Here is a 20,499-nt window from a genome sequence, read left to right as displayed (position 1 = left end):
AACCGAACGGCTTTTCCGATGCGTCCGAACTCCCTCACGCACGCCGCGCCTCTCACGCGCTGGCTGTTGCCCCTTGCGATTTCCGCCGCGCTCGCGGCCTGCGGCGGTGGAGGCGGCGGTGGCGTTGCCTTTCCCCCGATCAGCGGCACCCCGACGCCGCCCCCGAGCAACACGCCCAACGAAGGCAAGAGCGGCCCCAAGGCGCTGATCGTCGAGATCGACGGGCTCACGCATGCCGTCCTGCGCGACGCCATCGCACAGAAGAAGGTGCCGGCCGCGCTGCAGTCGCTGCAACTCGCTCCCGCATGGACCGGCGGCACCGACGGCGCGCTCAGCGAGCAGCCCGCCACCGACGGCCCCGGCTGGGCCACGCTGCTGACCGGCACCTGGGTGCCGCGCCATGCGGTGCGCGCCGACACCGCGGACCAGCGCATCGACGCCAAGCTCGCGCCCTCGGTCTTCGCCTTCGCGAAGCAGAAGAAGGACGCGGGCTACCTGACCGCATCGGTCACCGCCAACGCGCTCTATCCGAACCTGCTGCTCGCAGAGACCGGCACGCTCGACACCGCCGTCGACTGCGCCGGCGCCGACGCCTGCGTGACCGCCAACACCACGCGCCTCATCGGCGCAGGCTACGACCTGCTCGTGGCGCAGTACAGCGCGCCCGCCGCCGCGGCCGCCAACGGCCTGCGCAGCGACAGCTACCAGCGCGCCGTCTCCGACACCGCAACGGCCGTCGGCCAGCTGCTCGCGCGCATCGCGCAACGCACGGCCAACGACGCGAAGGAAGACTGGCTCGTGATCCTCACGACCGGCCACGGCCTCGATGCCTTCGGCGGCGTCACCAGCCTGAAGGACGTCGACAACAAGACCGTCTTCATCGCCAGCAACAAGACCCTGCCCGCGCTGCCCGCCGTCGGCGCCGCCTCGCCGGCCGACGACACCGCGCTGCGCCAGTCGGCCGCCGCGACCGACATCGCGCCCACGGTGCTGCGCCACCTTGGCGCACTGCCCGCGACCGCGGCCTACAACCTCAACGGCCAGGCCCTGCAGGCCACCACCGCCGTGCAGCAGCTCGCGGCCCGCACCAGCGCCGACCGCAGCAGCATCGAACTCTCGTGGACGCTCGCGGGCGACCTCGGCGGCCCGGTGCAGGTGCTGCGCGACGGCAAGCCCATCGCCACGCTGCCGGCCGGTGCCACACGCTACACCGACCCCGTCAAGGCCGCGACCGACGGCCTCTACGCGTTCCAGTACACGGTCGCGGCCGGTGGCGCCAACGTCTCGGTCTCCGCGCAGATCGCCTACGTGAAGGTGGGCCTGGTCAACCTCTTCCCGCTCGACGCGCTGCCCGCGCTGGACCTCAACGCGACCGCGACGCTCGTGCCCATGGCCGCGGATGCCGATGGCGGTTCGCTCGTGGCCGACGACAACTTCCTGCCGCCCTACCGCGTGCAGGCGCTGCGCGTGGACAGCCGCATCAAGAACGCGAGCGGCATGGCCGGCTACAAGCTGCTGCAGACGCGCGACGTGACCACGTCGCCCGCCGTGGCCGCCTTCACCTTCGGCTTCTGGCTGCGCATCGACGCCACCTGCAGCCAGGGAGTGAGCAACGGCGCCTCGGTCATCGCCAACAAGAACTACGACACCGGCGACAACGCCGGCCTGGCGCTCGGCCTGTTCAGCAACTGCGAGCTGCGCTTCAACACCGGCACCGGCAGCGGCCGCGGCGAGATCAAGGGCAAGCACTTCCTGAGCGCGGGCCGCTGGGCCTACGTGGCGATGGTCGTCGACAAGGCCGGCAAGAACATGAGCGGCTACGTGTTCGACCCCGTGAAGGGCACGCAGACCGGCAGCGTCGCGCTCTCGAATGCGCTGGTCGCCGCGCTCGGCGGCCTGGGCAAGGGCATCGCCCTGAACGAAGACGCCACCGGCCTGTACTACCAGCGCTGGTCGGCTTCGCCGCGCGGCGCGATGGACTTCAACGACTTCGCGATCTGGAACCGCGCGCTCACCGCCGAAGAGCTCACGGCCATCTACACCTCGGGCCAGCCGCTGTCGGCACTGGCTCCCTGATTACTCCGATCACCCCGATCTCCACGACATCACAAAGAGAGGATCACCCCATGTTGCTCCAAGCTTCCCTCCCCGCGCGCCTGCTGGCCGCCTTCCTCCTGGCCTGCACGCTGTCCGCCTGCGGCGGCAGCGACAACGGCGGCGGCGGCATTCCGCCCGTCATCACGCCGCCACCGCAGCCCCAGCCCGAGCCCGGCGTGAAGCCCGAAATGCGCTGCGCACCGTGACCCGCGACGTCATGACATCCCACGACAAGACCATGAATTCACGCCGCAAATTCCTCACGAGCACCGCCACCACCGGCGCGGCCGCCCTCGCCCTCTCGGCCTTCCCGCCGAGCATCCGCCGCGCGCTGGCCATTCCGGCCAACAACAAGACCGGCACCATCAAGGACGTCGAGCACATCGTCATCCTGATGCAGGAGAACCGCTCGTTCGATCACTACTTCGGCACGCTCATGGGCGTACGTGGTTTCGGCGACCGCTTCACCATTCCGCTGCCGGGCGGTCGCAACGTCTGGCAGCAGGCCGACGAGACGGGCACGCCCGTGCTGCCCTACCACCTGGATCAGACCAAGGGCAACGCACAGCGCGTCGCCGGCACGCCGCACGACTGGAACGACGGCCAGAACGCCTGGGACGGCGGCCGCGCGTACCAGTGGGTGAAGTACAAGAAGACCGGCACCGCGCCCTACACCCAGGCCATGGGCTACCTCGAGCAGGCCGAGCTGCCCTACCAGTTCGCGCTGGCCAACGCCTTCACGCTGTGCGACGGCTACCACTGCAGCATGCACACGGGCACCAACTCCAACCGCATGTTCCACTGGACCGGCACCAACGGCCCCACGGGTGCGAACGTGGCCTCGGTCACCAACGAGTGGGACGACAGCTACACGCCGCCCTCGACCACCGGCTACGAGTGGAAGACCTTCCCCGAGCGCCTGCAGGCCGCCGGTGTCAGCTGGATCGTGTATGAAAACATGCGCGACAACTTCGGCGACAACCCGCTGGTCGGCTTCAAGCAGTACCGCCAGGCCAGCGAGGCCTCGGGCAAGCCGATCAAGAACACCGGCCCGGTGCCGGCCTACGACCCGGCCAGCGACGACGCCGGCAACCCGCTGTACAAGGGCATCGCCAACACGATGCCCGGCGCCAACGTGGACGAGTACCTGAACGCCTTCCGCAACGACGTGAAGAACGGCAAGCTGCCGCAGGTGTCGTGGATCATCGCGCCCGCCACCTACTCGGAGCACCCCGGACCGTCGAGCCCGGTGGAAGGCGGCTGGTACATCCAGGAAACGCTCGATGCCCTCACCGCCGTGCCCGAGGTGTGGAGCAAGACCGTGCTGCTCATCAACTTCGACGAGAACGACGGCTACTTCGACCACTACCCCTCGCCCGCCGCGCCCTCGCTCAACCCCGACGGCTCGGCCGCGGGCAAGACGACGCTGCCCGAGGCCGACATCGCCTTCGAGCGCTTCACGCACCCCAAGCCGCCGGGCACCACCAGGCAGCCCGCGCCCGACGGCCGCGTCTACGGCCCCGGCGTGCGCGTGCCGATGTACGTGATCTCGCCCTGGAGCCGCGGCGGCTGGGTGAACTCGCAGGCCTTCGACCACACCTCGGTGATCCGCTTCATCGAGGCGCGCTTCGGCGTGAAGGAGCCGAACATCTCGCCGTTCCGCCGCGCGGTGTGCGGCGACCTGACGAGCGCCTTCAACTTCGCCACGCCCAACAACGAAGTGCTGCCGACGCTGGCCGGCCGCACGAGTCGCACGCAGGCGAACGACAAGCGCGCGGCGCAGGAAGCCCAGGCGCAGGTCCCGATGCCTGCCACGCCGCAGCTGCCGCGCCAGGCCGCCGGCACGCGCCCCTCGCGCGCCCTGCCCTACGAGCTGCACGTGAGCGCACGCAACGACGCCACCAGCGGCAAGGTGCGGCTGCTGTTCGCCAACACCGGCAAGGCCGCCGCCGTCTTCCACGTGTACGACAAGCTCAACCTGGAACGCCTGCCGCGCCGCTACATGGTCGAGGCCGGCAAGACGCTGGACGACACCTGGAACGCGATGCTCGACAACACGGGCTTCTATGACCTGTGGGTGCTCGGCCCCAACGGCTTCCACCGCCATTTCCGCGGCGACCTGAACAGCCTGCGCGCCGGCGATGCGCCCAACCCCGAAGTGCGCGTGTGCTACGACATCGCCAACGGCAATGTCTACCTGCAGATGCTCAACGGCGGTCGCAACGCCTGCAAGTTCACCGTGCGTCCCCGGGCCTACCGCACCGACGGCCCGTGGACCGCGACCGTGGCCGGCGGCACCTCGGCCGAGCAGCACTGGGACCTGGCCGCCAGCGGCGCCTGGTACGACTTCGAAGTGACCTGCGACGCCGACACCAGCTACTACCGGCGCTTCGCGGGCCGCGTGGAAACCGGCCGGCATTCGGTGAGCGACCCGGCCATGGGCACGGCCGCCGCCTGAGGCCGGGGTGACACCATGACCTCCCGCCGCAACTTCCTCACCGGCACCGCCACCACCGGTGCCGCCGCGCTCGCGCTCTCGGCCTTTCCGCCGAGCATCCGGCGCGCACTGGCCATTCCGGCCAACAATAAGACCGGCACGATCAAGGACGTCGAACACGTCGTGATCCTGATGCAGGAGAACCGTTCGTTCGACCACTACTTCGGCACGCTGGCCGGCGTGCGTGGCTTCGGCGACCGCTTCCCCATTCCGCTGCCCAAGGGCCTCAACGTCTGGCAGCAAAGCGATGCCAACGGCAACGTGGTGCTGCCGTACCACTTCGACAGCCGCAAGGGCAACGCGCAGCGCGACGGCGGCACGCCGCACGACTGGGACGACAGCCAGCAGGCCTGGGGCGGCGGCCGCATGAACGAATGGGCGCGCTACAAGACGCCCAAGGCCATGGGCTACCACAAGCAGGCCGAGATCCCGTTCCAGTTCGCGCTGGCCGATGCCTTTACGTTGTGCGACGCGTACCACTGCGCGATGCACACCGGCACCGACGCGAACCGCTCGTTCCACATCACCGGCACCAACGGCCCGACCGCGCAGAACGTGGCCTTCGTCAGCAACGAGTGGGACTGGCTGGACGCCACCCCCAGCAAGGTCGACACCGGCTACACGTGGAAGACCTACGCCGAGCGCCTCGAAGACGCCGGCGTGAGCTGGATCTGCTACCAGAACATGCCCGACGAATGGGGCGACAACATGCTGGGCGCGTTCCGCCAGTTCCGCCGCGCCAACCGCGCGTCGCCCTACCCGGTGACCAGCGGCTACTACAAGGCGCCGTTTTCCGACACGGGCCAGAAGCTTCCCTTCCACGCCTACGACGCGGCCAGCGACAACCCGGGCAACCCGCTGTACAAGGGCATCGCCAACACGCTGCCCGGCGACAAGCCCGAGGATTACCTGGACGCGTTCCGGCGCGACATCAAGGCCGGCCGCCTGCCGCAGGTCAGCTGGATCAACGCGCCCTCGGCCTACTGCGAGCACCCGGGCCCGTCCAGCCCGGTGCAGGGCGCATGGTTCCTCCAGGAAATCCTCGATGCGCTCACCGCCGTGCCCGAGGTGTGGAGCAAGACCGTGCTGCTGGTCAACTTCGACGAGAACGACGGCTACTTCGACCACATGCCCTCGCCCTCGGCGCCTTCGCTCAACCCCGACAAGACGCCGGCCGGCAAGACCACGCTCGCCGCCGACGCCCTGAAGCCCGAGTACTTCACGCAGCCGGCACCCGACGGCAGCACCTCGCAGCCGACGCCCGACAACCGCGTGTTCGGCCCCGGCCCGCGCGTGCCGCTGTACGTGATCTCGCCCTGGAGCCGCGGCGGCTGGGTCAGCTCGCAGGCCTTCGACCACACCTCGGTGCTGCGTTTCCTCGAGACGCGCTTCGGCGTAAAGGAGCCCAACATCTCGCCCTTCCGACGCGCGGTGTGCGGCGACCTCACGAGCGCCTTCAACTTCGCCACGCCGAACACCGAGGCCCTGCCCGCACTCGCAGGCAAACTGAGCCGGACCGACGCCGACAAGGTGCGCAACGACCAGCAGGCGCTGCCGCTGGTGCCGCTGCCGACCGATCCGCAGCTGCCGCGCCAGGCCACCGGCACGCGGCCGTCGCGCGCCCTGCCCTACGAGCTGCACACGAGCGCCAAGGCCGACACCCTCGCCGGCACCGTGAAGCTGGTCTTCTCGAACACCGGCAAGGCCGCCGCCGTGTTCCATGTGTACGACAAGCTCAACCTCGACCGCCTGCCGCGCCGCTACATGGTCGAGCCCGGCAAGACACTCGACGACAGCTGGACCGCTGCGATCGACAACAGCGGCTTCTACGACCTCTGGGTGCTCGGCCCCAACGGCTACCACCGCCACTTCAAGGGCGACCTCAACCGCCTGCGCGCCGGCGGCGTGGCCGCGCCCGAGGTGCGTGTCTGCTACGACATCGCCAACGGCAACGTCTACCTGCAGATGCGCAACGACGGCAAGGCCCCTTGCAAGTTCACGGTGCGCGCCAAGGCCTACCGCGACGACGGCCCGTGGAACGCGACGGTGAACGGCGGCGCCCAGGCCGAGCAGCACTGGGAACTGGCCGCCAGCGGCCAGTGGTACGACTTCGCCGTCACCTGCGACAGCGACCCGGCCTTCTACCGCCGCTTCGCCGGCCGCGTGGAAACCGGCAAGCACACGGTCAGCGATCCGGCCATGGGCTTGCCCGACCTCTGAAGACGTAGGCATGATCCCCCCGCGCCCGCCAGCGGCGCGGGGGAATTCATGCACGCCAAGGTCATCCGGTACTTCGTCGAAGTGGTTCGCGCGGGCTCGATCCGCAAGGCGGCCGAGCAGTTGCACGTGGTGCCCACGGCCGTCAACCGCCAGATCCTCAACCTTGAGGAAGAGCTGGGCGCGCCGCTGTTCGAGCGCATCCACAACACGCTCAAGCTCACGCCCGTGGGCGAGATCGTGCTGGCGCATGCGCGCGGCACGCTGCGCGAGTTCGACCTGGTGCGCCAGCGCATCGAGGACGTGCGCGGCCTGCGCCAGGGCGAGGTCACGCTGGCCACCACGGCCGGCCTGGCCGACGCCTTCCTGCCCGCCGTGGTGCAGCGCTTTCGCGCGGCGCACCCGGGCATCCAGCTGAAGCTGCTGGGCCTGCCCATCGCGGCTGTGCTGCGCAGCGTGGCCGAAGGCGATGCCGACCTGGCGCTGGCCTACGACGTGCCCGGCACGGCCGGCTTTCGCACGCTGTTCAGCAGCGAGTGGCCGATCGGCGCGGTGGTGCCGCCGGGCCATCCGCTCACGGCGCATGCGACCGCGCTGCTGGCCGAGTGCGTGGGCTACCCGCTGATCCTGCCCGCGCCTTCGCTGTCGATCCGCCCGATCCTCGATGCCGCCTTCGAGCGCTCGGCCATCCGCGTGTCGCCGGTGGTCGAGACCACCTCCACCGCGCTGATGCGCCGGCTGGTGCGCGACGGCGGCGGCATCACGCTGCTCAATCGCCTGGACGTCGACGAGGAGCGCAACGACGGCACCCTCGTCTTCGTGCCGCTGCGCGACACCACGCTGCGCGCCCAGACGCTCACGCTCGAGACCCGCGCCGCGCAGCCGCCGAGCGCCGCGGCCGAGCTGTTCGCGAACCATGTCGTGGCCTGCCTGGACGACCTGTTGGCGCCCTGACATTCGCCCTTCGATGACCGTCCACTTTTTGTGCACAGGGCGCGTCATTTATTGACTTTGCATGGGCAAAGACATCGCTCCTAGACTGCCGCGCCGGTTCATCGGCAGGAAAGGTTCCCATGTTCTCGAACGATAAAAAGACCCCCGCAGGAGACGGCGAAGGGGTCGACCAGAAGCTTCCGCTCGCCCGTTGCGGCGCATTGAGCCTGCAGCACGTGCTCGTGATGTACGCGGGCACGGTGGCCGTGCCGCTCATCGTGGGCGGCGCGCTCGGCCTCTCGAAGGCCGACATCGCGTTCCTCATCAACGCCGACCTGTTCGCTGCCGGCATCGCCACGCTGGTGCAGGCCATCGGCTTCTGGCGCTTCGGCATCCGCATGCCGGTGATGATGGGCGTGACCTTCGCGGCCGTCGGACCGATGATCGCCATCGGCATGGACCCCTCGCTCGGGCTGCCCGCGATCTACGGCGCGACCATCGTGGCGGGCGTGTTCGGCATGCTCGTCGCGCCGCTCATGGGGCGCGTGCTGGGCGTGTTTCCGCCGCTGGTCACGGGCACGGTCATCACGCTGATCGGCGTGTCGCTCATGGGCGTGGCCATCAACTGGGCCGCCGGCGGCCAGCCCACCGCGACCCGCATGGTCGACGGCGTGGCGCACGCGGTGGCCAACCCGGCCTACGGCGAGCCGGTGAACCTCGCGATTGCCGCGGCCGTGCTGGCGGTGATCATCGCGATCACGCGCTTCGGCAAAGGCCTCATCGCCAACATCGCGGTGCTGCTGGGCATCGTGTTCGGCGTGGGCCTGTCGCTGGCGCTCGGGCGCATGCACTTCGACGGGCTCGAGGAAGCCAGCTGGATGGCCGTGACCACGCCCTTCCACTTCGGCCTGCCGCGTTTCGAGCTCACGGCCATCGCCTCGATGTGCATCGTGATGCTCATCACGCTGGTCGAATCGACCGGCATGTTCCTCGCGCTGGGCGAGATCACCGGCCGCAAGGTGACGACCGACGCGCTCACGCGCGGGCTGCGCGCCGACGGGCTGGGCACGGTCATCGGCGGTGTGTTCAACACCTTTCCCTACACCTCGTTCTCGCAGAACGTGGGGCTGGTCACGGTGACGGGCGTGCGCTCGCGCTACGTGGCGGCGGGCGGTGGCCTGATGCTGATCGCGCTGGCGCTCTTTCCGAAGATCGCGCACATCGTGGCCTCGGTGCCGCAGTTCGTGCTCGGCGGCGCGGGCATCGTGATGTTCGGCATGGTGGCGGCCACGGGCGTGCGCATCCTGGGCGCGATCGACTATGCGCACAACCGCCATGCGCTCTACGTGATCGCGATTTCCATCGGGCTCGGATTGATCCCCACGCTGTCGCCGAACTTCTTCCAGCACTTCCCCGCCTGGACCCATCCGCTGACGCACAGCGGCATCGTGCTGGGCACGCTGGCCGCAGTGCTGCTCAATCTTTTCTACAACGGCGTGCTGTCGAAGGAACGCTCCTTCGCGATGGCGGCGCGCACTTCGCACGGTACCGAATGACCTTCCAGAACCCTTCGTCCCCTTCACCGCAGCGCCCGCCGCTGCTGATCGTTCGCCACGCCGACGTGCTCGTCACCATGGACGCCGCCCGTCGCGAGATCGCCGACGGCGCCGTGGTGATGGACGGCCCCGCCGTCGCCTGGGTGGGCGCCACGGCCGAGCTGCCGGCGCCCTACCTCGACGCGCTGCGCAGCGGCCAGGCCGAGGCCATCGACATGCACGGCCATGTCGTGATGCCCGGGCTGGTCAACACGCACCACCACATGTACCAGAGCCTCACGCGCGCCGTGCCCGAGGCGCAGGACGCGGAGCTCTTCGGCTGGCTCACGAACCTGTACCTGCTGTGGGCGCGGCTCACGCCCGAGATGATCCGCGTGTCGACGCAGACCGCCATGGCCGAGCTGATGCGCTCGGGCTGCACCACCACCAGCGACCACCTCTACCTGTTCCCCAACGGGTCGCGGCTCGACGACTCGATCGAAGCGGCCGACGCCATGGGCATGCGCTTTCACGCGGCGCGCGGCAGCATGAGCGTGGGCCGCAGCGCCGGCGGCCTGCCGCCCGACGAGGTGGTGGAGACCGAGGCCGCGATCCTGCGCGACAGCGAGCGCCTCATCGGCCGCTGGCACAACCCCGCGCGCCACTCGATGCGCCGCATCGTGCTGGCGCCCTGCTCGCCGTTCTCGGTGTCGCGCGACCTGATGCGGCTGTCGGCCGAACTGGCGCGCGAACGCGGCGTGTCACTGCACACGCACCTGGCCGAAAACGACAACGACGTCGCCTACTCGCGCGAGAAGTTCGGCATGACGCCGGCCGAGTACGCCGAAGACCTGGGCTGGGTCGGCCACGACGTGTGGCACGCGCACTGCGTGAAGCTGGACGACGCCGGCATCGCGCTCTTCGGGCGCACCGGCACCGGCGTGGCGCACTGCCCGTGCTCGAACATGCGGCTGGCCTCGGGCATCGCGCCCATCGGCGCGATGCGGCGCGCAGGCGTGCCCGTGGGCCTGGGCGTGGACGGCAGCGCGTCGAACGACGGCGCCCACATGCTGGGCGAAGCGCGCCAGGCGATGCTGCTGCAGCGCGTGGGCTACGGCCCCGCCGCCATGACCGCGCGCGAGGCGTTGGAGATCGCCACGCTCGGCGGCGCCCGCGTGCTCGGGCGCGACGACATCGGCGCGCTGGCGCCGGGCATGTCGGCCGACCTCGTGGCCTTCGACATGCGCGGCGTGGACCACGCGGGCGCCTGGCACGACCCGGTGGCGGCGCTGGTGTTCTGCACGCCGGTGGCGGCGGCGCTGAGCGTGATCGACGGCGTGGTCCGCATCCGCGACGGGCGCTTCACGGGCTTCGAGCTGGCGCCGCTGCTGGCCACACACCGCGACCTGGCGCGCACGCTGTACGAGAGTGCGCGGCATCCGCACACCGCCTGAAAAAGCGGTGCGCCCTGCGCGTCAGCGGCGCATCGTGTCCAGCTGCGTGACCGGCGCGGCGTTGTTGCCCCACGACCCGCGGATGTAGGTCAGCACCTCGGCCACCTCGGTGGCGTCGAGCGCGTGCCCGAACGGCGGCATGCCGTAGGGGCGCGGGTTGCCGGCCGTTGCAGGCAGGAAGCCGCCGTGCGCGACCACCTGGATCAAGTTGGTGGGCCGCGCCATCGTCACCGCGCGGTTGCCCGCGAGCGGTGGGTAGGCACCGGCCGCGCCCTGGCCCTGGTCGCCGTGGCAGTAGGCGCAGCGCTGGTCGTAGATCTTGGCGCCGCGCACCATCGCGCCGGCGTCGCGCCGCACCGGCACGGCGGGGGCCTTCTGGGCTGCGGGCGCGTCCTGCTTCACGGCCTCGGGCAGGTCCTTCAGGTAGATGGCCATCGCGCCCAGGTCGGCATCGCTCAGGTACTGCGTGCTGCGGAACACGACGTCGGCCATCGGGCCCATCACCGAGCCCCGCGGGGCGGTGCCGCTCTTGAGCAGCGCCACGACATCGGCCGCGGGCCAGTCGGCCACGCCCGCTTCGTGCGGATCGGCCAGCGAGGGCGCGTACCAGTTCTCGACCGCGATCAGGCCGCCCGACAGCCCGAGCTTGGTTTCTGTGGCTCCCAACGAGTTGCGGCTGCCGTGGCAGGCGATGCAGTGGCCCAGCCCGCCGACCAGGTAAGCACCGCGGTTCCATTCAGCCGGCTTGTTCGCGTTCGCCACGAAGGGCTGCGGCTTGAACGAGAGCGCGCGCCACACCGCGAGCGCGGCCTGCGTGTCGTACGGGAAGCGCAGGCGGTGCGCCTTGTTTTCCGTGTCGGCGGGCGCCACGCTGCGCAGGTAGGCGTACAGGGCGTCGGAGTCTTCGCGCGTGACCTGCGTGAAGTTCGGGTACGGGAAGGCCGGGTACAGCAGGCGCCCGTCCTTGCTGCGGCCGTTGTGCATGGCGCGCCAGAAATGCGCGCTGCTCCAGCCGCCGATGCCGTGCGTCGGGTCGGGCGTGAGGTTGGTCGCGTAGATGGTGCCGAACGGCGTTTCGAGCGGCACGCCGCCCGCATAGGGCTGGCCGCCGCGCGTGGTGTGGCAGCCGGCGCAGTTGCCCGCCAGCGCGAGGTAGCGCCCGCGCTCGATCAGTTGCGGCGTGGCCTCGAAGGCTTCGGCGCGTTCGGGCAGCGGGTCTTCGCCGCGCAGGTTCAGCGCCAGCACGACGCCGGCCAGCACGGCCGCCAGGGTGACCAGGCCCAGCAGGGCCCAGCCGAAATGTCTCAGTCGCGCGGTCATCGGGTTCTCAGGGTTTCGCCGCGGTGGGCATGCCGCCGCAGGTCACGGGCAGCGGCGCGGGCAGCGAGGCCGCCGGGCGGGTGTCGGCCGGCATCGGCTGCACGGCCAGCCAGCTGGCCACGGCGTTGATGTCGGCGGTGGTCATGCGCTGGCCGATCTGCGCCATGCAGTCGGGCGCGGGCGCATGGCGCTCCTTGGTGAGCCAGGCGCCCAGCTGCGACGACACATACAGCCGCGGCAGGCCCAGCAGGCCCGGAATGGCCGGCTGCACGCCCGTGAGGGCGGCGCCGTGGCACTGCACGCAGGCCGGAATCTGGCGCGCGGCATCGCCTTCGAGCGCCAGCTGGCGGCCACGGCGCAGTTGCTCGGGCGAGGCGTCGCTCTGCGGCGAGACCGCCGCGTACGGCAGCGACAGGTTGGCGAAGTACTCGGCCATCTCGCGCAGGTAGTCGTCCGACAGGTGCTGGACCATGTAGGTCATGTCGCTGTTGAAGCGGCGCCCGTCGCGAAAACTCACGAGCTGGTTGAACAGGTAGCCCGCGGGCTTGCCCGCCAGGCGCGGGAAGAAACCGGCGTTGGTGGTGGCGCCCTCGCGCCCGTGGCAGGCGATGCAGGCGGCCACGCGCTGCTCGATGGTGTCGGGCACGGTGGTGGCGGCCTGCGCGGCGATGGGCGCGAGCGGCAACAGCAGCGCCAGGGCCAGCGCTGCCCGGTGGAGCACGGCCTTCATCACGTGCCTGCCGCGAAATGCGCCAGGGCCAACAGGCCCGCGATCAGCAGCAGGGCCATGCACAGGCCCACGCCGATCAGCGGCAGGATGCCCAGCTGGGCGGTCCGCTTGTCGGCGTCGGCCCGGCGGCCGCCCAGCCCGATGAAGCTCCAGAGTACGGCGCGCACCGCGCGCATCAGATTGAACATGGGTCCACTGTCGCGCAAACGGGGCAAAAAAAACAGATGCAGATCCAGCTCGATTCACCATATCAGATTAGAGTCCCCGCGAATGACAACGGCCCACCGATGAAGCGTTATGAAGCACTGGCCTCGGACATCGAGGCCTCGATCCGCAACGGCACCCTCAAGACCGGCGACCGCCTGCCCTCCGTGCGCCACACAGGCAGCAGCCGCGGCGTGAGCGCCTCCACCGTGTTCCAAGCCTACTACCTGCTCGAGGCGCGCGGGCTGGTGCGCGCGCGCGACCGCTCGGGCTACTACGTGGCCGGCGGCGGCCTGCGCGACGCGCCGCCCGAGACCACCCTGACCTCGCGCCCCGCCGAAGGCCCGCGCGCGCTCGAGGTGAGCGACCAGGTGTTCGACATCCTCGAAGCCAGCATGTCGCGCCAGGTCGTGCCCTTCGGCTCGGCCTTTCCGAGCCCGCTGCTGTTTCCGCTGGCGCGGCTGGGCCAGTTCATGGCGGCCAGCGCCAAGTCGCTCGACCCGTGGCGCACCGTGGACGACCTCACGCCCGGCAGCGCGGCCCTGCGCCGGCAGATCGCGCTGCGCTACCTGGCCGACGGCCTGCCGGTGCCGGCCGAGGAGATCGTGGTCACCAACGGCGCGCTCGAGGCGCTCAACCTGTGCCTCTCGGCCGTGACGCGGCCCGGTGACGCGGTGATCGTCGAGTCGCCCACCTTCTATGCCGCGCTGCAGGCGCTCGAGCGCATGGGCCTGCGCGCCATCGAGGTGCCGACGCACCCGGGCGAAGGCATCGACCTCGACGCGCTGGCGCAGGCCATCGCCGCGCACAAGCCGACCGCCTGCTGGCTCATGACCACCTTCCAGAACCCGCTGGGCAGCCTGATGCCCGACGCGAAGAAGAAGGCGCTGGTCGAACTGCTCGCGCGCCACGAACTGCCGCTCATCGAGGACGACGTGTACGCCGAGCTGTACTTCGGCGAGCGCCGCCCGCCGCCGGCCAAGGCCTTCGACACGCAGGGGCTGGTGCTGCACTGTTCATCGTTCTCGAAAAGCCTCGCGCCCGGCTACCGCATCGGCTGGGCCTCGGCCGGGCGCTTCGCGCGCACGGTGGCGCGCCAGAAGCTCACGACCACGCTCAGCACCTCGGTGCCCGCGCAGCTGGCGCTGGCCGACTACCTCGAGAAGGGCGGCTTCGACAAGCACCTGCGCAAGCTGCGCCAGACGCTGGCGATGCAGCAGGCCAGCTTCACGCAGGCCGTGGGCCATTACTTTCCAGCCGGCACGCGCGCCACGCGACCGCTGGGCGGGTACTTCCTGTGGGTGGAATTGCCGGCGCAGGTGGACGCGCTGGAGATCCATCGCCTCGCGCTGGAGCGCGGCATCAGCGTCGCGCCCGGCCCGATCTTCTCGGCCACGCGCGCGTTCTCGAACTGCCTGCGGCTGAACTACGGCCACGCGTGGGACGCGCACAGCGAGCGGGCCCTGCAGACGCTCGGGCGGCTGGTGGCAGAAGAAGCGAGCTGAAACGACAACGCCCGCCGAAGGGGCGGGCGTTGTTCAGCGCTGTCGCGTCGCTTACTCCTGCGGTTCCAGCGCCACCGGCGCCGGCGCCTCGCTCTTCCTGCGCGCCTGCAGCACGAACGCCACGAGCTGCCACACCACGAAGACCGCGATCAGCCCCAGCAGCGTGCCGCTGATGGGCCGCGACACGAAGGTGCCGAAGCTGCCGCGGCTGAGCAGCATCGCGCGGCGGAAGTTCTCCTCCAACATCGGCCCGAGGATGAAGCCCAGCATGAGCGGTGCGGCATCGAGCTCCAGCCGCATGAACATGTAGCCCATGAAGCCGAACGCGGCGGTGATGAACACGTCCTGCAGGTTGTTGTTCACGCTGTAGGTGCCGATGCAGCAGAAGAACAAAATCGACGGGAACAGCACGCTGTACGGGATCTTGAACACCGAGAGCCAGTAGCGCACCAGCGGCACATTCAGCACCAGCAGGAACACGTTGCCGATCCACATGCTGGCCACCAGGCCCCAGAACAGCTCGGGGTGGCTGGCGATCATGTTCGGGCCCGGCTGGATGCCCTTGATGATGAAGGCCGCCAGCATCAGCGCCATGACCGCGTTCTCGGGAATGCCGATGCTCATGAGCGGAATGAAGCTCGTGCGCGCTGCCGCCTCGTCGGCCGCCGCCTGGCCGGCCACGCCCTCGATGCAGCCGGTGCCGATCTCGTGCTTGTACTTGCTGACCTTCTTGTCCAGCGCGTACGCCGCGAACTGCGCAATGGTCGGGCCGCCGCCGGGCAGGATGCCCAGGATGGAGCCGACCACGCTGCCGCGCAAGGCGCTCGGAATGATCCGCTTGAACTCCGCCCAGGTCGGGATGAGGTTGATCTTGCCGTTGAAGGGCGAGCGCTCCTCGCGCGAGTCGAGGTTCTTGGTGATCTCGGCGATGCCGAAGCAGCCCAGCGCAATGCTCACGATGCCCACGCCGTCGGTCAGGAACGGCATGTCCATCGTGAAGCGCGCCATGCCGCTGTTCACGTCGGTGCCGATGGTGCCCAGCAGCACGCCGATCATGCACATCGCCAGCCCGTTCAGCAGGCTGCCCGTGGTCACGAAGCTCACGCACACGAAGCCCACCAGCATCATCGCGACGTAGTCCGCCGGGCCGAACAGGAAGGCCACCTCGCCCAGCGTCGGCGCCAGGAACGACAGCACCAGGATCGCGACCGTGCCGCCGATGAAGCTGGAGAAGCCCGCCGTGAACAGCGCCAGGCCCGTCTTGCCCTTGAGCGTCATCGCATAGCCGTCGATGCAGGCCACGATGCTGCTGGCGTGCGGGATCTTCATCGTGATCGCGCTCACGCTGTCGCCGTACTGCGCACCGTAGTAGATGCCGGCCAGCATGATGAGCGCGCCGGTGGTGGGAATCGAATACGTCAGCGGCAGCAGCAGGCTGATGGTGGCCAGCGGCCCCAGGCCCGGCAGCAGGCCGACCAGCGTGCCCACCGTGCAGCCGATGGCGCAGTACATCAGGTTGTGGAGTGTCAGGGCGTGCGAGAAACCGAACGCCAGGTTGTTCAAAACTTCCGTCATGGTCGTGGCCTCAGAACAGCGGCAGGTTCAGGCCGAGCAGCTTCTGCAGCGCCAGCGCCATGGCGATCAGGCCCGCCGAGATCTTCACGTTGCGCAGCCACGAGTTGGAACTGCCCGCAAAGGCCGAACAGAACACCATGAAGACGATGCCCGCGATCATGTTCACGTACATCGAGATCAGCGCGAACCCGCACAGGCTCGACAGGATGAGTCCGATGTTCTTGAAGTTCAGGTCCAGCGTCACCGGCGCCACCACGAACGACCGGACCACGGTGGCCACGCCGATCAGCAGCAGCAGGCTGCTCACCATCACGGGGAACAGGCCCGGCCCCGCCCGGCTGAAGTCGCCGATGGGATAGCGCAGCGCGGTCAGGCCGAAGGCCAGCGCGATCGCCATGAGGAACAGACCTCTGACAAGGTTTCTATTTTTCATTCATACGCTCACGGAGTGTTGTGATTCGAATGCGCCCGCGACCGGTGGAACCGGCGCGGGCGTGTCTCCGTCCGGAGGAAAGTTCCGGACGGATCGATGCTCTTTTTGCAAGCTGATCGGAATCTGACGACGCCGCGAGGGGAACTACGTACCGGGCGCGAAGGCGGTGAACGCGCCCGGGTCACAATGCGCGGGGCCTCCTTTCGAAGGATTGCGGAACACCGATGAAGACACCACGCCACGCTCCCCGACACGCGCTCCTGGCGGTCGCCACCACCGCCGCGCTGCTCGCCGCCTGCGCGGCACCGCCGCCGCCAGCGCCCGGCGAATGGTCGCCGCAGCCCCCCAACCCGAACGCGCCCTACCCCGCCGAATCGCGGATGAACGGGGAGCAAGGCATGGTGCTGCTGCGCGTGCGCACCACGCCGGCCGGCCTGCCCGCGAGCGTCGAGGTGAAGGAATCGAGCGGCCACGCACGGCTGGACCGCTCGGCCGTCGAGACCGTCCGCACATGGCGCTTCAAGCCGACGCCGGATGACGGCACGGTGGTGTGGCGCGAGGTGCCGATCCGGTTCTTCATCACGTCGCCGCCGCAGCAGCCGACGATGAATTAGGAACGCCCGTCCGGACGCAAGACACGAGATGCCGCACGTGATTCAGATGACGCTCGACGATCGTTTGCTGGACATTTCGGCGCCGGGCCCGTGGGCCCGTGCGCTCGATCTGATCCAGTCGACCTCCCGGTTCGAGTTGTGGGTCTGCGTGCCGGACGGCCCTTCGATGTGCATGCTGCGCAATGGCGAGAACGCCTGGCTGATGTACCTCCGAGAGCCGGGTGACAGCGGCTTCAGGTCGTCGGGCGACCCACACCGGCCCGGCCTGGGAGTCTTCACGTTGAGCAACGGACAGGTCGACGAGTACCCGCTCGCGTGGTGCAGCGACGTCGCACACTGCCGCCAGGCCCTCGTCGATTTCCGCGACCGCAACGGCGCGCGGCCCGAATCGATCACGTGGTGCGAAAGCTAGGCGGCGCGATCTTTCACGGCCTCAGGCCGCCACCGCCACCCCACCCCGCCGCATCCGGCGCACCCTGAACAGCAGGAACGCCGCGATGCTCACGTTCACTAGGTTCCATCCGATGCCGTTCAGGAAGGCCGCGTGGTAGCTGCCCGTCAGGTCGAACACCTTGCCCGACATCCAGCCGCCCAGCGCCATGCCGAACAGCGTGAACATCAGCACCGTGCCCACGCGCGCACCAGCTTCCCTGGGCGGGAAGTGCTCGCGCACGATGATCGCGTACGAGGGCACGATGCCGCCCTGGAACAGGCCGAACAGCGCCGAGATCACGTACAGCGGCACCAGCCCGTCGAAGGGGAGGAACAGCAGCAGCGCCACGCACTGCAGCACGCCACCCAGCATCAGCGTGCGCAGCCCGCCGATGCGGTCGCAGATGGCGCCCGACACCAGCCGACTCACGATGCCGAAGCCCAGCATCAGCGACAGCATCATCGCGCCCTGCGCCGGGCCGTAGCCCAGGTCGCCGCAGTAGGCCACGATGTGCACCTGCGGCATCGCCATCGCCACGCAGCAGGCCACGCCCGCCACGCACAGCAGGCCCTGCGCCGTGCCCATGCTCAAGCCGAAGGGGCGCGTCATGTCGCGCACCAGGGTGCTGCCCGCCACCTGCGACACCGGCGCCACCTCGGCCAGTGCCGGCGGCCGTGCGCGGAAGAACAGCGCGAGCAGCGCCATCGTCAGGCCGCAGAAGATGCCCATGCCGATGTAGGTCTGGCGCCAGCCCACCTGTTCGACGAAGTGCTGCGCGATGGGCGGCCACACCGCGCCCGCGAGGTAGTTGCCGCTGGCGCACACCGCCACCGCGATGCCGCGCCGCTTGACGAACCACAGCGAGGTGTCTGCCACCAGCGGCGCAAAGGCCACCGAGCTGCCGAGCAGGCCGACCAGCAGCGCCTGCGCGATGGTGAAGGACACGATGCCTTGCGACAGGCCCGTGGCGATGTAGCCGGCGGCCAGGAAGACCGAGCCCATCAGCAACGGCTTCATCACGCCGATGCGGTCGGCCAGCTTGCCCATGAGCACGCCGCCGAAACCGAAGCCCAGCATCAGCAGCGTGTAGGGCATGGAGGCATCGGCGCGCGCCACGCCGAACTCGGCCTGCACGGCGGGCAGCATGACCGACACCACGTACATGCCGCTGCTGCCGACCGTCATGACCAGCAGCGTGAGCGCCAGGCGCACCATGGCATAGCGCGAGTCGGGCTGGTGGACGATGGTTGTCTCTGGGGTCGTCTTCATTCTTCTTGTCTCCACGCGTGCATCGGGTGGCGCACGTCGTGTGGCATTCTCGCGGAAGGCCGCGCCGCCTGCTGCGCGCGCCCTCGAGCACCCGACGCATGCCCATCACCTACAGACAAGCCATTCCCGAAGACACGCCCGCGTGCCTCGACCTGCGAGGCCGCACGCGAGAGAACGCCTTCTCGGTCGCGGAGCTCGAGGCGCTCGGCATCACCCTGGAGAGCTGGCGGGCCGGCATTGCCGACGGTTCCCTGCCCGGCTACGTCGCGCTCGTCGACGGCGAGCTGGCGGGCTATTGCTTCGGCGACCGCGACACCGGCGAGATCGCGGTGCTGGCCCTGCTGCCTGCGTACGAAGGCCAGGGCATCGGCAAGGCGTTGCTCGCGCTGATGGTCGAAGAGTTCAAGGGGCTGGGCTTCCAGCGGCTCTTCCTGGGCTGCTCGCCCGATCCGCAGGTGCGCTCGCACGGCTTCTACCGGCACCTGGGCTGGAAGCCCACGGGCGCCTTCGATGCGGCGGGCGATGAAGTGCTGGCGTACGTCCCGTCCTGAGACGTTCGCCGCGGCCGGTGCGCTGAACGCTCCGGCAGCCTCAACCCACGAACGGCGCAGGTGCCATCACCACCACGACGCTCGACGACAAGAAGGCCTTCGGCATCGGAATGCCGGGCTTGCGCTTGCCGTCGCAGGCCGCGGTCAGCAGGCCGAGACAGAGCAGAAGAACAAAGGCTGTGCTTCGCATGCGGCGCATGCTAAGCCCGCGAAGTGACGCGTCAAGTCGGACGGCAGCGCCAGCCACCGTCGGTAAAGCGAGCTTTCTGCTTCAGCGCAAAAGGACTTCCGGCCGCTCGCCGGCCTGCAGGCGGCGCTCGATGTCTTCCAGCACGTTCGGCAGGTCGGCCACGCTGTCGATCACGTAGTGCGCGCCGGCGGCCTGCAGCTCGGCGGTGGCACGGGCGCGGCGGGCCTGCTGGCTGTCGGCGTCGAGCGTCTGCCATTCGGCCAGCGTCAGGCCGTTGACGTTGCCGCTGACCGACACGCCCACGGCCCAGGTGCCGGCGTTCAGGCCCTCCTGCAGGCCCACGCCGGTGTCGTCGACCTTGACGACGGCGTGCGGCGGCCACACGCCGAGGTCGGCGAAGCAGCGGTACATCATGAGCGGCGACGGGCGCCCCGCCGCAAGGTCGCCCGCGCACACGAGGTTGTCGGGCACATAGCCGCCGGCCGCGGCGATGGGCGTGACGACGTCCATGATCGGGCGGTTGTAGCCGGTGGTGGAGCCGATCTTCAGGCCGCGCTCGCGCGCCGCGTTGACGGCCTCGATCGCGCCCGGATTGAAGTCGGTGTGGTCGCGCACGCTGGCCGCGTTCATGGGCGTGAACACCTCGTACAGGCGGTCGACGTCGGCGTCGCTGAAGGCATGGCCGTGCCTGGCTTCCCACTGCGCGGCGATGCGCGGCTGCGTGCCCAGGGCCTTGATGTGGTCCCACTTGGCCATGCCCATCGGGGCGCGTGCCTCGTCGATGGTGATGTCGATGCCGAACTGTGCGAACAGCTTCACGAAAGCGCCCATGGGCGCGCAAGAACCGAAGTCGAGGATGGTGCCGGCCCAGTCGAAGACGACGGCCTGCAGCCTGGCATGGTGATGGGCGTTCATGGCGACGAAAGAAGAAAAGGGATGAAG

Annotated in this window: 19 protein-coding genes; 11 read left to right on the top strand and 8 right to left on the bottom strand. The window is 69.5% G+C overall.

Features of this window, described 5'->3' with window-relative positions; genetic code table 11:
- Positions 1–18 precede the first annotated feature (18 nt).
- The 7 genes from AC1RL8_RS21845 to AC1RL8_RS21815 all read left to right on the top strand — a co-directional run bounded on the left by AC1RL8_RS21845 (position 19) and on the right by AC1RL8_RS21815 (position 10,733).
- Positions 19–2,076, top strand: a complete 2,058-nt coding sequence (locus tag AC1RL8_RS21845; protein WP_492686223.1) for a LamG-like jellyroll fold domain-containing protein — start codon at positions 19–21, stop codon at positions 2,074–2,076.
- A 50-nt stretch (positions 2,077–2,126) separates the two neighbouring features.
- Entirely contained in the window at positions 2,127–2,303 is a 177-nt protein-coding gene (locus AC1RL8_RS21840; protein ID WP_159273959.1) for a hypothetical protein, read from the top strand.
- Positions 2,304–2,335: 32 nt separating this feature from the next.
- Positions 2,336–4,555 carry a phosphocholine-specific phospholipase C gene (locus AC1RL8_RS21835; RefSeq protein ID WP_492686401.1) on the top strand — a complete coding sequence of 740 codons (2,220 nt, stop codon included), beginning with the start codon at positions 2,336–2,338 and terminating at the stop codon, positions 4,553–4,555.
- Between the two features lie 15 nt (positions 4,556–4,570).
- Positions 4,571–6,814: a phosphocholine-specific phospholipase C gene (locus tag AC1RL8_RS21830; protein ID WP_492686224.1), complete on the top strand. Its 2,244-nt coding sequence runs from the start codon at positions 4,571–4,573 to the stop codon at positions 6,812–6,814.
- A gap of 48 nt (positions 6,815–6,862) precedes the next feature.
- Positions 6,863–7,765 (top strand): LysR substrate-binding domain-containing protein, encoded by a 903-nt coding sequence (locus AC1RL8_RS21825; protein WP_492686225.1) that lies wholly within the window; start codon positions 6,863–6,865, stop codon positions 7,763–7,765.
- Between the two features lie 119 nt (positions 7,766–7,884).
- Complete coding sequence (locus tag AC1RL8_RS21820; RefSeq protein WP_369631325.1) at positions 7,885–9,300, top strand: nucleobase:cation symporter-2 family protein; 1,416 nt, start codon at positions 7,885–7,887, stop codon at positions 9,298–9,300.
- The gene (locus AC1RL8_RS21815) at positions 9,297–10,733 is read left to right on the top strand and encodes an 8-oxoguanine deaminase (RefSeq protein WP_492686226.1); all 1,437 of its coding nucleotides are present in this window, start codon (positions 9,297–9,299) and stop codon (positions 10,731–10,733) included. Before AC1RL8_RS21820 ends, AC1RL8_RS21815 begins: the two co-directional genes overlap by 4 nt.
- A 21-nt stretch (positions 10,734–10,754) precedes the next feature.
- On the opposite strand, the gene AC1RL8_RS21810 is transcribed toward AC1RL8_RS21815, so the two are convergent.
- The 3 genes from AC1RL8_RS21810 to AC1RL8_RS21800 are packed head-to-tail and all read right to left on the bottom strand — an operon-like array spanning position 10,755 to position 12,971.
- Complete coding sequence (locus tag AC1RL8_RS21810) at positions 10,755–12,053, bottom strand: c-type cytochrome (RefSeq protein ID WP_492686227.1); 1,299 nt, start codon at positions 12,051–12,053, stop codon at positions 10,755–10,757.
- A 7-nt stretch (positions 12,054–12,060) separates the two neighbouring features.
- Positions 12,061–12,783, bottom strand: a complete 723-nt coding sequence (locus AC1RL8_RS21805; protein ID WP_492686228.1) for a c-type cytochrome — start codon at positions 12,781–12,783, stop codon at positions 12,061–12,063.
- Complete coding sequence (locus AC1RL8_RS21800) at positions 12,783–12,971, bottom strand: DUF2970 domain-containing protein (protein ID WP_056573062.1); 189 nt, start codon at positions 12,969–12,971, stop codon at positions 12,783–12,785. Before AC1RL8_RS21800 ends, AC1RL8_RS21805 begins: the two co-directional genes overlap by 1 nt.
- 99 nt (positions 12,972–13,070) lie before the next feature.
- On the opposite strand from AC1RL8_RS21800, the gene AC1RL8_RS21795 reads away from it, so the two are divergent.
- Positions 13,071–14,492, top strand: coding sequence for an aminotransferase-like domain-containing protein (locus AC1RL8_RS21795; RefSeq protein ID WP_492686229.1), 1,422 nt, complete (start codon positions 13,071–13,073; stop codon positions 14,490–14,492).
- Between the two features lie 51 nt (positions 14,493–14,543).
- Here the strand turns inward: AC1RL8_RS21795 and AC1RL8_RS21790 are convergent, their stop codons facing one another.
- Positions 14,544–16,067, bottom strand: coding sequence for a tripartite tricarboxylate transporter permease (locus AC1RL8_RS21790; RefSeq protein WP_492686230.1), 1,524 nt, complete (start codon positions 16,065–16,067; stop codon positions 14,544–14,546).
- A 10-nt stretch (positions 16,068–16,077) separates the two neighbouring features.
- Complete coding sequence (locus tag AC1RL8_RS21785) at positions 16,078–16,500, bottom strand: tripartite tricarboxylate transporter TctB family protein (RefSeq protein WP_354345540.1); 423 nt, start codon at positions 16,498–16,500, stop codon at positions 16,078–16,080.
- Between the two features lie 224 nt (positions 16,501–16,724).
- On the opposite strand from AC1RL8_RS21785, the gene AC1RL8_RS21780 reads away from it, so the two are divergent.
- Positions 16,725–17,114: an energy transducer TonB gene (locus tag AC1RL8_RS21780; RefSeq protein WP_492686231.1), complete on the top strand. Its 390-nt coding sequence runs from the start codon at positions 16,725–16,727 to the stop codon at positions 17,112–17,114.
- A 46-nt stretch (positions 17,115–17,160) separates the two neighbouring features.
- Positions 17,161–17,526 carry an Imm1 family immunity protein gene (locus AC1RL8_RS21775; protein ID WP_492686232.1) on the top strand — a complete coding sequence of 122 codons (366 nt, stop codon included), beginning with the start codon at positions 17,161–17,163 and terminating at the stop codon, positions 17,524–17,526.
- Between the two features lie 21 nt (positions 17,527–17,547).
- Here the strand turns inward: AC1RL8_RS21775 and AC1RL8_RS21770 are convergent, their stop codons facing one another.
- On the bottom strand, positions 17,548–18,816 hold the full coding sequence (locus AC1RL8_RS21770; protein WP_492686233.1) for an MFS transporter: 1,269 nt from the start codon (positions 18,814–18,816) through the stop codon (positions 17,548–17,550).
- A 98-nt stretch (positions 18,817–18,914) separates the two neighbouring features.
- Here AC1RL8_RS21770 and AC1RL8_RS21765 point away from each other — a divergent pair, with 98 nt between their 5' ends.
- Positions 18,915–19,367 carry a GNAT family N-acetyltransferase gene (locus AC1RL8_RS21765; RefSeq protein ID WP_492686234.1) on the top strand — a complete coding sequence of 151 codons (453 nt, stop codon included), beginning with the start codon at positions 18,915–18,917 and terminating at the stop codon, positions 19,365–19,367.
- 40 nt (positions 19,368–19,407) lie between these two features.
- Here AC1RL8_RS21765 and AC1RL8_RS21760 read toward each other — a convergent pair whose 3' ends face one another.
- Both AC1RL8_RS21760 and phnX read right to left on the bottom strand, forming a co-directional pair.
- Positions 19,408–19,557 (bottom strand): hypothetical protein, encoded by a 150-nt coding sequence (locus AC1RL8_RS21760; RefSeq protein WP_167394971.1) that lies wholly within the window; start codon positions 19,555–19,557, stop codon positions 19,408–19,410.
- An 81-nt stretch (positions 19,558–19,638) separates the two neighbouring features.
- Entirely contained in the window at positions 19,639–20,472 is an 834-nt protein-coding gene (gene phnX, locus AC1RL8_RS21755) for a phosphonoacetaldehyde hydrolase (RefSeq protein ID WP_492686235.1), read from the bottom strand.
- Between the last annotated feature and the right edge of the window lie 27 nt (positions 20,473–20,499).

Source organism: Variovorax sp. GW822-FHT04E09, assembly GCF_058800845.1.
Note: the sequence above shows the minus strand (reverse complement) of the source record. Positions and strands in the feature narration are given on the sequence as shown.